Raw genomic sequence first — 12,418 nt, forward strand, 5'->3', positions numbered from 1 at the left:
TCAGAGTCCCACGGTGGCCAGCAGGCCGATGCCGATCATCACGGCCAGCGTGGCCCAGCTGAACGGGTCCTTGAGCGCGAAGGCCAGCGGGTCTTCGCCGTGCAGCTCGCGCCGCCCGGTCTTGAGCCACACGCGCATGATCCACAGCAGCAGCACCGGCGCCGCGGCCCACAGCAGGTCGGGCTGGCGGTAGAGCGCGCGGCTGTTGGGCGAATCGATGTAGAGCGCGAGCACCATCACCGCCATGAAGCCGCTGGACATGCCCATGGCGCGCAGCGAGGGCAGGTCGCGCGGCTGGTAGCCGCGGCCCGGTGCGGGGGCCTTGTCGGAATCGACCGCCTCTTCGAGCTCGGCGCAGCGCTTGACCAGCGCCAGGCTCAGGAACAGGAAGATCGAGATCGCGAGCAGCCAGTTCGACAGGTCCACCCGCGTGGCCAGCGCGCCGGCGCCGATGCGCAGCGTGTAGAGCGTGGCCAGCAGCAGCACGTCGAACAGCGCAATGCGCTTCCAGCGCATCGAATAGCCCAGCGTGAGCGTGGTGTAGAGCGCGAGCATGGCGGTGAACGGCCAGCCCACCCAGACCGCGAGCGCGAAGGCCACGGCGATCATGCCCAGGCCCAGCGGCACCGCGGTGGCGATGCGCACCGTGCCCGCGGCCAGCGGGCGCAGCCGCTTGATGCGGTGCACGCGGTCGTTGGGCAGGTCGAGCAGGTCGTTGACCAGGTAGGTGGCCGAGGCGCACAGGCCGAAGGCCACGAAGGCCACGATCACCTGCCCCCACAGCACCGGGTCGAGCGAGTGCGCGGCCAGCAGCGGCAGGAAGATCAGCCCGTTCTTGGACCACTGCTTGAGCCGGATCGCGCGCAGCAGCGTCTTGAGCGAGGGCGAGCGGTGCTCGAAGGTGTGGGCCACCGGCTGGCGCGCGCGCAGCGTGCGCAGCACGCCCGCGGGGGTGTTCACCGCGATCGCCTGTGCGCTGCCTTCCCACACCGGCAGGTCGTCGGCGCTGTTGCCCGCGTAGGCCCAGCGCTCGTGGCCGAGCGCGCGCGCGTGCGCCGCGATGGCCTCGCGCTTGTTCGCGCGGCTCAGGTTGTGCTGGCCGTCGGACGTGCCCAGCACGTCGCTGAAGAAGCCGAAGTGGTCGGCCACGCGCTGCACGATGCGGCGGTCGGCCGCGCTCGCCAGCACCAGGGTGCGGCCGCGCGCGTGCTCGGCGCGCAGGAAGGCGACGAAGTCTTCGCGCCAGGGCAGGCCCTCGGGCTCGGGCACCACGGCGTCGGCCAGCGCGCGCTTGAAGCCGGCCTTGCCGCGCGGCAACCAGCCGATCATGCGCAGCAGGTTGCCCGGGTGCTGGCGCAGAAACAGCATCACCGACTCGTGCAGGGTGTCGCTGGGCGTGAGCGAACCGTCCAGGTCCACGTACAGCGGACAGTCGTCGGGCGAGGGCGTTTGCATGCGGCGGGGGGGGGTATCAAAGGGGGTCGGGCGATTCTAGGGGGCCCCCTTGACACGGCCGCCTACCCGAACAGCCAGTTCCACCCCCGTTGTGTGAGATCGATCGCGACCTGGCCAAACGCCACCGTGTAAGCCACGGCGCCCACGCCCGCCGCGCTGGCCGCCAGCAGGGCCAGGCCGTCGCGGAACATCCAGCCCAGGCCCAGCAGCACCAGGCTCAGGCTGGGCAGCACGTTGCCGAAGGGCAGCGGCAAAAAAATGATGAAGGCCATGACCGCGATCCACGCGCCCCACCAGCCGCGCGTGCCTTCGTGGCGCCAGGCCTGCCAGCGCGGGCGCAGCCAGCGGTTGGCGCGCTGGTAGAGCCAGGCCAGGCCGTGCAGGCTGCGCAGCGACCAGCGCTCGTTGAGCGAGAGCCGGCCCAGCGAGGCCGGCAGGGCCACGTGCTCGCGGCCGCGGGCCCAGTACCAGCCCAGCGCGCCGATGAAAAAGCTCACGAACCAGCCCGCACCGCCCACCGGGATCAGGGTGAACATGGACAGCAGCATCACCAGCACCGGCAGCGAGCCCTCGCCGTGCAGGCTCAGGAGCTCGGCCAGCGACAGGCGCAGCGGGCCGTCGGCGGCGCCGGGCGTGCGCGCACGCCGTTCGTGCCGGATGGCGGCGCGGCGCAGGTGGCGGGCGAGTGGTGACTTCATGGGGCGGCGATGCTGGTGTGCTCCCATGACCCTTTCAAGACGCGCGAGGTTCCCGCGCGCGCCTGTCGCGCCCGCGCCACGCCGGCGCGGGCCGCGGCGCGATCAGGCCAGCGCGGCGTCGGCCGCGCTGCTCGCGCGGCGCGGCGTGACCAGCACCTGTTCGCCCTCGCGCAGGGCCAGGGCCTGGAACTGGGCCGTGCCCAGGCGGGCCTCGATCAGGTCGTGCCCACCCGAGGCCGGTTCGAGTTCAAGCCGCACCACCGGGTCGAGCACCAGGGCGCGGCGCAGCGTGGCCACCACGCCGCCGTTGCCGGCCTCGCCGGGCTGCAGGCGGCGCACCTCGAGCTCGTGCGGGCGCAGCGGGCGCGTGCCGTCGCCCACCAGCGGCACGCCGCCGAGAAAGCGCGCCACGAAGGGCGTGGCCGGGTGTTCCCAGACCTCGCGCGGGCTGCCCACCTGCTCGATGCGGCCGCGGTTCATCAGCACCACGCGGTCGGCCACCTCGAGCGCCTCTTCCTGGTCGTGCGTCACGAAGATGCTGGTCACGTGCAGCTCGTCGTGCAGGCGGCGCAGCCAGCGGCGCAGCTCCTTGCGCACCTGGGCGTCGAGCGCGCCGAAGGGCTCGTCGAGCAGCAGCACCTTGGGCTCGACCGCCAGCGCGCGCGCCAGGGCGATGCGCTGGCGCTGGCCGCCCGAGAGCTGCGCGGGGTAGCGGTCGGCCAGCCAGTCGAGCTGCACCAGCTTCAGCAGCTCCTGCACCTTGGCGCGGATCTGCTTCTCGCTCGGGCGCTCGCCGCGCGGCTTCACGCGCAGGCCGAAGGCCACGTTGTCGGCCACCGTCATGTGACGAAACAGCGCGTAGTGCTGGAACACGAAGCCCACGTTGCGCTCGCGCACGTGCACGTGCGTGCTGTCTTCGCCGCTGATCACGATCTGGCCTGCGTCGGCCGTTTCCAGGCCCGCGATGATGCGCAGCAGCGTGGTCTTGCCGCAGCCCGAGGGGCCGAGCAGGGCCAGCAGCTCCCCGCTCTCGATATCGAGCGAGATGTTGTCGAGCGCGTGGAAGTTGCCGAAGTGCTTGGCGATGTTCTGGACGTTGATGCTCATGGGTGGACTCCGGCGATGGCGGGCGCGTCGGTGCGCGGGCGTTCGGGCGGCAGCTCGGCCAGGGCCTTGAGCTCGCGCTCCATGCGCCACTCGGCCACGGTCTTGATCACCAGCGTGACCAGGGCCAGCAGCGCCAGCAGCGAGGCCACCGCAAAGGCCGCCACCGACTGGTATTCGTTGTAGAGCACCTCGACGTGCAGCGGCATGGTGTTGGTCTGGCCGCGGATGTGGCCCGAGACCACCGAGACCGCGCCGAACTCGCCCATGGCGCGCGCGTTGCACAGGATCACGCCGTAGATCAGGCCCCACTTGATGTTGGGCAGCGTGACATGCCAGAAGGTCTGCCAGCCGCTGGCGCCCAGCACCTGCGCGGCCTGCTCCTCGTCGTTGCCCTGGGCCTGCATCAGCGGGATCAGCTCGCGCGCGATGAAGGGAAAGGTCACGAACACCGTGGCCAGGATGATGCCGGGCACGGCAAACACGATCTTGATGTCGTGCGCGGCCAGCCAGGGGCCCAGCCAGCCCTGCGCGCCGAACACCAGCACGTAGATCAGGCCGGCCACCACGGGCGACACCGAGAACGGCAGGTCGATCAGCGTGGTGAGGAAGGCCTTGCCGCGGAACTCGAACTTGGCCACGGCCCAGGCCGCGGCCACGCCGAACACCAGGTTCAGCGGCACCGCGACCGCGGCCGTGAGCAGCGTGAGGCGGATCGCGGCCCAGGCATCGGGCTCCTTGAGCGCTTCCCAGTAGGCCTCCCAGCCCTTGCGCAGCGCCTCGGTGAACACGGCGGCCAGCGGCAGCACCAGGAACAGCGCCATGAACACCAGCGCGAGGCCGATCAGCGTGCGGCGCACCCAGGGCGCCTCGTTGCGTACCGCGCTCATGCCATCGCCCCCCCGGAGCGCTTGCGCTGCCAGGCCTGCAGGCCGTTGATGACCAGGAGCAGGATGAAGGAGATGCCCAGCATCACCGAGGCCACGGCCGTGGCGCCCGCATAGTCGTACTGCTCGAGCTTGGCGATGATGATCAGCGGCGTGATTTCCGAAACCATGGGCATGTTGCCGGCGATGAAGATCACCGAGCCGTACTCGCCCACGGCGCGCGCGAAGGCCATGGCGAAGCCTGTGAGCAGCGCGGGCGCGATGCCCGGGAAGATCACGCGCGAGAAGGTCTGCCAGCGCGTGGCGCCCAGGCAGGTGGCGGCTTCTTCGAGCTCTTTCTCGGTGTCTTCGAGCACCGGCTGCACCGTGCGCACCACGAAGGGCAGGCCGATGAAGATCAGCGCGATCACCACGCCGTTGGGGTTGAACGCGAGCTGGATGCCCAGCGGCGCGAACACCTGACCCACCCAGCCGTTGTCGGCCAGCAGGGCCGTGAGCGAGATGCCGGCCACCGCGGTGGGCAGCGCGAACGGCAGGTCCACCAGCGCATCGACGATCTTCTTGCCCGGGAAGCGGTAGCGCACCAGCACCCAGGCCACGAGCAGGCCGAACACCACGTTGACCAGCGCCGCGATCAGCGAGGCGCCGAAGGTCAGGCGGTACGAGGCGAGCACGCGCGGCGAGGCCACGGCGTCGACGAACTGCGCCCAGCTCATCGAGAAGGTCTTGAACAGCAGCGCCGACAGCGGGATCAGCACGATCAGCCCGAGGTAGAACAGCGTGTAGCCCAGCGTCAGCTTGAAGCCCGGCAGCACGCGGCGCGTGGCGCGCCGCGCGCCGGGCGCTGCCGGCAGGGGCAGCGTGGCGGCGGTCATGGCTCAGCGCACCGTGTAGAGCTGGTCGAACTTGCCGCCGTCGTTGAAGTGCACCTTCTGCGCTTCACCGAGCGAGCCGAAGTACTGGTCCACGGTGAACAGCTTGATCGGCTTGAAGGCGCTGGCGTATTTCTTGAGCAGGGCCTCCGAACGCGGGCGGATGTTGTGCTTGGCCGCGATCTCCTGGCCGGCCTCGGAATAGAGGAAGTCGAGGTAGGCCTTGGCCTCGGCGGCCGTGCCCTTCTTGGCCACGGTGCGCTCCACGATGGCCACCGGGTTCTCGGCCACGATGCTCGCGCTCGGGTGCACCGCGTCGACCTTGCCGGCGCCGAATTCCTTGTCCACCGACACCACCTCGGACTCGAAGGTGATCAGCACGTCGCCGATGTTGCGTTGCAGGAAGACGCCGGTGGCGTCACGGCCGCCGCGCGCGAGCACCGGCACGTTGGCGTAGAGCTTCTTCACGAACTCGGCGGCCTGCTCGTCGCTGCCGCCCTTGGCGCGCACCTGGCCCCAGGCCGCGAGGTAGGCCATGCGGCCGTTGCCGCCGGTCTTGGGGTTCACCACCACCACCTGCACGCCGGGCTTGATGAGGTCGTCCCAGTCCTTGATGTTCTTGGGGTTGCCGTTGCGCACCAGGAACAGCATGGTCGAGGTGGTGGGCGCGGCGCCGTTGGGAAACTTCTGGCGCCAGTCCTTGGCCACCACGCCCTTGTCGGCGAGGAAGTCGATGTCGGTGGTGGTGTTGAAGGTCACCACGTCGGCGTCCAGGCCGTCGGCCACGGCGCGCGCCTGCGCGCTCGAACCGGCGTGCGACTGGTTCACCACCACGGTCTTGCCGGCCTTCTTCTGGGCCTCGACGAAGGCGGTGTTGATGTCCTTGTAGAACTCGCGCGCGACGTCGTAGGACACGTTGAGCAGCGTGGTCTGGGCCGAGGCCAGGGTGCTGAGGGCCAGGCCGAGGGCGGCCACGGTGGAGCGAAGAGCGGTGTTCATGGTCGTTGCGCGGTGTTTCCGGGAAGGACGCGGATTCTGGAAGCGCAGGCCCCAAAACCCAACGAACTTGTTTTTGTGTCCTTATGCCGCTGAGGCATGTAGCGCGGCGGGCGCCGCGGGCTGCGCCACCTCGGCCCCCAGCGACTGCAGCAACGCCAGGCCCAGCGACCATTCGCCGAAGCCCGAATCGACGTTGATGTGGCCGGCGCCGGGCAGGCGCACGAACTCGCTGCCCCAGGCGCGCGCATAGGCTCCCGCCAGGCGCACCGGGCAGAAGGGGTCGTTGTCGCTGGCCACGAGGATGTGGCGGTAGGGCAGGCGCTGGTAGGGCACGGGCGCGAAGTCGGCCAGCGCGCCGCGGCGCTCGGGGTCGGCCGGGGCCACCAGCAGCGCGCCGCTGATGCGCTGCGCCAGCTCGGGCGGCAGGTGCGCGGTGGCGATGCAGCCCAGGCTGTGCGCCACCACCACCACAGGGCCCTGCGCACGCAGGATGGTTTCGCCCAGCCGCGCCACCCAGGGCGCGCGCAGCGGCGAGACCCAGTCGTCCTGCTCCACGCGCAGCACACGGGGCAGGCGCGCGGCCCACAGGCTCTGCCAGTGCGCCGGGCCGGAATTGCGCCAGCCCGGCACGATGACCACGGTGGGGGCGTTCATGTTCGGGAATGCTCTTGAGGTGATGGGCCGGCCATTCTGTTGGCCGGGCCTGCGTTCACCAACGACCGTGTTCTTATTTGCTTATGTGATCCGGCGCCGGGCCGCCCCAAGCCGGATCAGCCCCCTCGGGGGGCAGCGACCCGCGCAGCGGCGGAGCGTGGGGGCTCACGCTTTCAGGGCATATGCGGGCAGCGGGGGTTCGCAGGGGAACGGTGCGCCGCTGGCCGATTCGGCGGCGTCGTCGAACGAGGGCGGCTCGACGCTGGTGCCGGGTTCGTCGTCGGGGGCCGACGGCAGCAGCGGCTCCCACCAGGGGTCGGCCGCGCCGCGCTCGCGCCGCACCACCGGCTCCAGCGTGCGCGCCAGTTGCGCGAGCTGGCGCTGGCGGCGCGCGATCGCGCGCCCGCTCGCGCGCAGCTGCGGCGAGGCCAGCAGTTCGTCGGCCGCGCCGTCGCAGGCCTGGGCCAGCGCGCTGAGCCGGCGCGAGAGCCGCTCCACGCTGTCGCCGGCGGGCGCGGCTTCGCCGGCCGGCAACTGGGCGATCCATTGCAGCAGCAGCGCACGCAGCAGCGTGTCGTGCGCTTCCTGCGCGCGCGCGCCGCCGCGTGCCTCGAGCGCGCGCAAGCGCCGCAGCACGCGGCCCGGCGTGGCCAGGCGGTGCCTGCCGGCGTGGCGCAGTGCGCCCCAGGCCGAGTGGCGGCGGTCGTTCGCGTCCAGCGCCTTGAGCGCGGCCATCAGCGGCGAGGCCGCCGAGACCGCGCGGGGTGCGGCGGGCGGCGCGTCCAGCGGCACCACGGGCGGGTGCGGCCAGCGGGGCGCGGGGTCGGCGCCTTCGGTCGGGGCCTCGTCGAACAGCCGCAGCCCGAAGCGGTCGGCCAGCACCGCGCGCAGCAGGCGGCGGTGGCCGTCGGCGGGCAGCACCTGCGCGGCGTCGCGCAAGGCCTCGAGCGTGTCGGGCGGCAGCTCGAGCCCGCGCAGCAGGTGCTCGCTCGCGCAGGGCGCCGTGCCTTTCGGCGCCAGGGCCGCGGCGTGCAGCTGGTGCAGGTGCCATTCGAGGCTCAGGTAGGGGTTGTGGCACAGGGCTTCGCGCGCCGCGCCATCGAGCGCGGGGTCGGCGTCGAACTCGCCCAGGTAGAGGCGTTCGATGGCCCGGGGCCCGTGCGCCTGCACGAAGCGCAGCGCCGCGCGCTGCTGTGCGCGCGCGCGCCGCTCCTCGCGGTGCAGGTGCCACGCGAACGCGCCGAGCGAGAACATGAAGCCGGCCGCCATCACGCCCCCGATCAGCGCCCCGGGCAGCGTGGCCAGCGAGGCCACGCCGGCCAGGGCGAGCGCGCTGCCCACCACCACCAGCGGCAGGTTGAGCGCGCCCACCAGGCCCTTGAGGCGGCGCAGGCGGCCCACCGCGCCCAGCCGGCGCTGGGTGCGCCAGCGCCGCGCGCGTGCGTGCGCCAGGTTGTCCAGCGTCTGGCGCAGCATGGCGCGCCGCAGCGGGTCGGGATCGGCCCGGTGCCACTGGCGCAGCGCCACGAGCCGGGCCACCGCATCGTGTTCGGCGAGCGCGAGGCGGCGCGCGCGGCGGTTCAGGCGCGCGCCGCCCTGCAGGTCGAGCCAGGCGCTGAGCGCGCTCAGGGGCGCGAGCACGCCGGTGATGCCGCCGGCCGCGCTCGCGAGATCGCCCGCCAGCGGCGCTGCGGCCGTGGCCTGCACCGCCTTGGCCGCGAGGCTGCAGGCGATGCCCGCGAGCTCGGCCGGGGTCTTGGCGGGCTGCAGGCGGCCGTCGCGCAGCAGCACGAGCTGCTCGTCGCTGAGGTGCTCGAAGGGCCCGTGTTTCAGGCCGCGCAGGCGCTGCGGCAGCGGCACCCGCTGGGTGGCCTCGAGCGCGGCGATCTGTTCGGCCAGGGCGTCGCGCTCGGCCGCGGCGTCGCGCGCGGCGCGCTCGCGGGGGGCCTCACCGGGCCGCTCGAGCCAGGCCGCGCGCAGGCACAGCGCGCGCTCGGCGAGCCCCAGGTGGTCCAGCCGCAGGCCGCGCAGCCGCGCGGCCGCTTCGCGCTCGCGTTCGGGCAGCAGGGCCTCTTCGAGGCCCGCGAGCAGGCGCAGCAGCACCTGGTGGTTGAAGCGCCCCACCGCGAGCGCCGCGGCGAGCGCGGGTTCGGGGTCGCCGCCGTCCACGCGCTGCTGCAACCGGTGCAGCAGCAGGTGCTGGCGGCCCAGCAGGGCGCAGAAGCGGCGGTGCTGCTGCTCGGCGTCGTGGTGGCTGCGCTGCGTGAGCCAGCTGTCGTAGAGCGAGAACAGCGCGCTCGTGACGCCGAAGACCCCCGCCACCCAGGCCTCGCCCGTGGCCGCGCCGAGGCGCGTGGCCACCACGCTGCCGCCCCAGCTCGCGCAGGCCGCCGACATCACCCCGAGTTGCCGCAGCAGCCCCTGCGAGACGGCCGTGGTGCTGATGACCAGGGCCTGGTCGGTGACCAGGCGATCGGCGGCGCGTGCGGGCGGTGGGTCGAGTTCGACCAGGGCCGACGCGGCACGCGGCCGGGCGGCGCGGGCCGGGCCCGACGGCGGTGACTTCATCATGGTGGACGTCTCCTGGGTGGGGGCGGCAGGGCCCGGCGCTGCGCATGAGTGGCCGCGCGCCGTGTCTCGTCATCGACCAGAATGGCGCCCGCATGCCCACGCCACGCCCGTCCGCACCGCGCAACCGCTACGACCGCCTCGAATGGGCCGGCGCCTTCGGTGACCTCGGCACGCTGATCCCGTTCGTGGCCGCCTACATCGGCGTGCTCGGGCTCGACCCCTTCGGCGTGCTGTTCGCGTTCGGCCTGTCCATGGTGGCGTGCGGCCTGGTCTACCGCACGCCCTTTCCGGTGCAGCCCATGAAGGCCATCGGCGCGGTGGCCTCGATCCAGGCGGTGCAGAGCGCGGTGGTCACGCCCGCCGCGGTGCACGCCGCGGCCTTCGCCACCGGGCTGCTGTGGCTGCTGCTGGGGCTGAGCGGGCTGATGGCCCGGCTGGCGCGCTGGGTGCCACCCGCGGTGGTGATCGGCATCGTGCTGGGGCTGGGCATGGGTTTCATGCTGCAGGGTGTGCGCATGGCGCTGGGCACGCCGGGGCAGTGGGGCGTGGCCGCGGTGGGCGCGGGGCTGCTGCTGGCGCTGCGTGGCCAGCGCCGCGTGCCCGCGATGTTCGTGCTGCTGCTGTTCGGCGTGGGCGTGGGCGCGTGGCAGCGGCCCGAGCTGCTGCAGCAGCTCGCCACCTTGTCGCCGTCGCCGCGGCTGCCGGCCTTTGCGCTCGGCGGCGTCGGCGCCCAGGAGCTCTTCGTGGGCGTGGTGCTGCTCGCGCTGCCGCAGCTGCCGCTCACGCTGGGCAACGCGGTGATCGCGGTGACCGCCGAGAACAACCGGCTGTTTCCGCAGCGGCCGGTGAGCGAGGGCCGCGTGGCCGTGTCCACCGGCCTCATGAACCTGTTGGGTGGCGCGGTGGGCGGCGTGCCCATGTGCCACGGCGCGGGCGGCATGGCCGCGCACGTGGCCTTCGGCGCGCGCACCGGCGGCTCGGTGGTGATCCTGGGCAGCGTGCTGCTGGTGCTCGCGCTGGGCTTCAGCCACGCGGTGCAGACCCTGTTCGCGCTGTTCCCGCCCGGGGTGCTCGGGCTGATCCTGTTCGCCACCGGCCTGCAGCTCGCGCTGGGCAGCAGCGTGCTGCCCGCGGCGCGCGGCGAGCGCGCGGTGGTGCTGGCGTGCGCGGGGCTGTGCCTGTGGAACGTGGCCGCGGGCTTCGGCGTGGGCCTGTTGCTGCATGCGCTGTGGCGGCGAAGCGGCGGGCGCGGCTGATCACAGCGCGCGCAGGAAGGCCAGCAGGGCCTCGGTGTCGGCGGCGTCGAGCGCCACCGGCCGCAGCAGCGGCGAGAGCGTTTGCGCGCAGGCGTGCAGCGGGTCGCGCTGCGCTTCGGGCCGCCCGCGCGGTTCGCCACCGCCGCGCGCGTACAGGTGCAGCACGCCGCGCAGCGAGCCGAACAGGCCGTGGTGCATGTAGGGCGCGGTGAGCGCCACGTGGCGCAGACCCGGCGTGCGAAAGCGCCCCACGTCGTCGCAGGCGCCGGTCACGCTGTGGCGGCCCGTGTCCTGCGAGGGCTCGCCGATGAAGGCGATGCCCAGGGCGTGGAAGCGGCCGTCGCTGAGCGTGGGGCCGAAGTGGCAGTTGGCGCAGCGCGCGCGGGTGCGGAACAGGTGCAGGCCGCGCAGCGCGGCGTCGCCGAGCGCGAGCGCATCGCCCTGCGCGAAGCGGTCGAAGGCGCTGCGGCGGTGCAGGCCGCGCTGGTAGGCCGCGAGCGCTTCGCCCAGCAGCACCGGGCCGTTCGCCGCGTCGGCGCCCAGCGCGCGCCAGCGTCGCGCATCACCGGGCGCCTGTGCCACGGCGCGCCACGCGGCCGCGAGCGAGGGCTGGCCCATCTCGCGCGCATCGGTGAGCGCGCGCAGCGACTGCGCCGCGAGCGAGTCGCTCGCACCGTCCCAGCCCCAGGACGCGCGGGCCGCGACGTCGAGCAGGCCCGGCGGGTTGCGCAGGCCCCGGCGGCCGTGCACGCCCGCGGCGCGTGCTGTGCGCACGGTCCAGCCCTGGTCGGGGCGGTGGCAGCTGGCGCAGGCCACGCGGCCCGTGGCCGACAGGCGCGGGTCGTGGAACAGGCGCTCGCCCAGGCGCGCGAGCGTGGCCTCCCGGCCGGTGGGCGCAGGCGGTGCGGGCAGCGCGCCGAGCTCCACGAAGGCCACGCCGGGGTCGATCGTGGGCGCGGGCCAGGTGGCGGGCGGGCCCGCGTAGGCGCGGCGCAAGCCCTCGTCGGCCGGTGCCGCCGAAGCGCCGCACAGCAGCGCGAGCGCGCAGGCCAGGGGCTTGAACACGGCGGTGCGCGCCTCAGTGGCAGTCCGGCCCGGTCTGGTCGAAATAGACCTCGAAGGCCACGTTCGAGGCCCAGGTCTGGCGCCGCCGCGCCCACTGCGGCGGGTCGTCGAGTGCGGCGACGGCGGCGCGCACCGGCACGTCGAGCGCTGCGCGCGCGGGTGACAAGCGCAGCCAGAGCGCGTCTGGCGCGGTGGCGGGCAGGCCGGCCGCGAACTTGGCCCATTCCTTCTGCGACAGCAGCGGCGCAAGCTGTGCGTGATCGAGCAGGGCCGCGTCGCAGCCGCCCGTGCGCACCTGCACCAGTGCCTGGGCAGGCGCGGCGAACACGCGCAGCCGGGCGCCCAGGCGCTCGGCCCGGGCTTGCGCAGCGCGGTTGTCGGCCGAGGTGCAGACCACACGCTCGCGCAGGTCCTCCCAGCGGCGCACCGGTGTGTCGGCGCGCATGGACACGCCCAGGCCCGAGCGGTAGCCGGTGGCGATGCCCGTGGCCGCGTCCGCGTCGCCGCGCTCGAGCACCAGGTCGACCTCGCCGCGCTGCAGCGCGGCGGCCTGCGCCTCGGGCGGCAGCGGCACCAGCGTGAGCGCGGCGCCCAGGCGCTGCGCGAGTTCCTTCGCGTAGACCGCCTCGAAGCCGCCGCTGGTGTAGTCGCGCTCGCCGGTGCTCACCGGCAGCGCGCCGGGGGCCACGCCCACGCGCAGCGTGGCCGGCGGTGGCGCGGGATCGGGCGCGCGCGCGGCCACGGCCAGTGCGGCGAGGGCCGCGGCCGCCGACAGCCAGGGCAGCGCGCGGCGCGGGAAGGGGATGGGGCTCGTCATGGCGCGGCGAGTGTGGGGCGCGGCGCGTGCGGGCCCAAGC

11 protein-coding genes are annotated in these 12,418 nt (G+C 73.7%); 1 reads left to right on the forward strand and 10 read right to left on the reverse strand.

Features of this window, described 5'->3' with window-relative positions:
• The 8 genes from WDZ95_RS16285 to WDZ95_RS16320 all read right to left on the reverse strand — a co-directional run bounded on the left by WDZ95_RS16285 (nucleotide 1) and on the right by WDZ95_RS16320 (nucleotide 9,240).
• Nucleotides 1-1,455, reverse strand: a complete 1,455-nt coding sequence (locus WDZ95_RS16285; RefSeq protein WP_425779906.1) for a UbiA family prenyltransferase — start codon at nucleotides 1,453-1,455, stop codon at nucleotides 1-3.
• Between the two features lie 62 nt (nucleotides 1,456-1,517).
• On the reverse strand, nucleotides 1,518-2,153 hold the full coding sequence (locus WDZ95_RS16290; protein WP_425779907.1) for an exopolysaccharide biosynthesis protein: 636 nt from the start codon (nucleotides 2,151-2,153) through the stop codon (nucleotides 1,518-1,520).
• A gap of 102 nt (nucleotides 2,154-2,255) precedes the next feature.
• Nucleotides 2,256-3,260 carry a sulfate/molybdate ABC transporter ATP-binding protein gene (locus tag WDZ95_RS16295; protein WP_425779908.1) on the reverse strand — a complete coding sequence of 335 codons (1,005 nt, stop codon included), beginning with the start codon at nucleotides 3,258-3,260 and terminating at the stop codon, nucleotides 2,256-2,258.
• Nucleotides 3,257-4,147 carry a sulfate ABC transporter permease subunit CysW gene (cysW, locus tag WDZ95_RS16300; RefSeq protein ID WP_425779910.1) on the reverse strand — a complete coding sequence of 297 codons (891 nt, stop codon included), beginning with the start codon at nucleotides 4,145-4,147 and terminating at the stop codon, nucleotides 3,257-3,259. Before cysW ends, WDZ95_RS16295 begins: the two co-directional genes overlap by 4 nt.
• Nucleotides 4,144-5,019 (reverse strand): sulfate ABC transporter permease subunit CysT, encoded by an 876-nt coding sequence (cysT, locus tag WDZ95_RS16305; protein WP_166229378.1) that lies wholly within the window; start codon nucleotides 5,017-5,019, stop codon nucleotides 4,144-4,146. The genes cysW and cysT overlap by 4 nt, the downstream gene beginning before the upstream one ends.
• A gap of 3 nt (nucleotides 5,020-5,022) precedes the next feature.
• Entirely contained in the window at nucleotides 5,023-6,015 is a 993-nt protein-coding gene (locus WDZ95_RS16310) for a sulfate ABC transporter substrate-binding protein (protein ID WP_166229380.1), read from the reverse strand.
• A gap of 81 nt (nucleotides 6,016-6,096) precedes the next feature.
• Nucleotides 6,097-6,669: an RBBP9/YdeN family alpha/beta hydrolase gene (locus tag WDZ95_RS16315; protein WP_425779913.1), complete on the reverse strand. Its 573-nt coding sequence runs from the start codon at nucleotides 6,667-6,669 to the stop codon at nucleotides 6,097-6,099.
• A 165-nt stretch (nucleotides 6,670-6,834) separates the two neighbouring features.
• The gene (locus WDZ95_RS16320) at nucleotides 6,835-9,240 is read right to left on the reverse strand and encodes a hypothetical protein (RefSeq protein WP_425779915.1); all 2,406 of its coding nucleotides are present in this window, start codon (nucleotides 9,238-9,240) and stop codon (nucleotides 6,835-6,837) included.
• A 92-nt stretch (nucleotides 9,241-9,332) separates the two neighbouring features.
• Between WDZ95_RS16320 and WDZ95_RS16325 the strand changes: the two genes are divergently transcribed.
• A complete protein-coding gene (locus tag WDZ95_RS16325; protein WP_425779917.1) occupies nucleotides 9,333-10,496 on the forward strand; it encodes a putative sulfate/molybdate transporter in 1,164 nt (387 codons plus the stop codon).
• Here the strand turns inward: WDZ95_RS16325 and WDZ95_RS16330 are convergent, their stop codons facing one another.
• Complete coding sequence (locus tag WDZ95_RS16330) at nucleotides 10,497-11,561, reverse strand: cytochrome-c peroxidase (RefSeq protein WP_425779919.1); 1,065 nt, start codon at nucleotides 11,559-11,561, stop codon at nucleotides 10,497-10,499.
• 13 nt (nucleotides 11,562-11,574) lie between these two features.
• Nucleotides 11,575-12,378, reverse strand: a complete 804-nt coding sequence (locus WDZ95_RS16335) for a transporter substrate-binding domain-containing protein (protein ID WP_425779921.1) — start codon at nucleotides 12,376-12,378, stop codon at nucleotides 11,575-11,577.
• Between the last annotated feature and the right edge of the window lie 40 nt (nucleotides 12,379-12,418).

The organism is Hydrogenophaga sp. T2, from assembly GCF_049843535.1.
Lineage (GTDB): Bacteria > Pseudomonadota > Gammaproteobacteria > Burkholderiales > Burkholderiaceae_C > Hydrogenophaga > Hydrogenophaga crocea.

Excerpts from the sequence above, each read along its gene's own strand:
- WDZ95_RS16320 (WP_425779915.1), bottom strand. The coding sequence starts at position 9,240 with ATGATGAAGTCACCGCCGTCGGGCCCGGCCCGCGCCGCCCGGCCGCGT.
- cysW (WP_425779910.1), bottom strand. The coding sequence starts at position 4,147 with ATGAGCGCGGTACGCAACGAGGCGCCCTGGGTGCGCCGCACGCTGATC.
- WDZ95_RS16295 (WP_425779908.1), bottom strand. The coding sequence starts at position 3,260 with ATGAGCATCAACGTCCAGAACATCGCCAAGCACTTCGGCAACTTCCAC.
- WDZ95_RS16290 (WP_425779907.1), bottom strand. The coding sequence starts at position 2,153 with ATGAAGTCACCACTCGCCCGCCACCTGCGCCGCGCCGCCATCCGGCAC.
- WDZ95_RS16285 (WP_425779906.1), bottom strand. The coding sequence starts at position 1,455 with ATGCAAACGCCCTCGCCCGACGACTGTCCGCTGTACGTGGACCTGGAC.
- WDZ95_RS16335 (WP_425779921.1), bottom strand. The coding sequence starts at position 12,378 with ATGACGAGCCCCATCCCCTTCCCGCGCCGCGCGCTGCCCTGGCTGTCG.
- WDZ95_RS16310 (WP_166229380.1), bottom strand. The coding sequence starts at position 6,015 with ATGAACACCGCTCTTCGCTCCACCGTGGCCGCCCTCGGCCTGGCCCTC.
- WDZ95_RS16325 (WP_425779917.1), top strand. The coding sequence starts at position 9,333 with ATGCCCACGCCACGCCCGTCCGCACCGCGCAACCGCTACGACCGCCTC.
- cysT (WP_166229378.1), bottom strand. The coding sequence starts at position 5,019 with ATGACCGCCGCCACGCTGCCCCTGCCGGCAGCGCCCGGCGCGCGGCGC.
- WDZ95_RS16315 (WP_425779913.1), bottom strand. The coding sequence starts at position 6,669 with ATGAACGCCCCCACCGTGGTCATCGTGCCGGGCTGGCGCAATTCCGGC.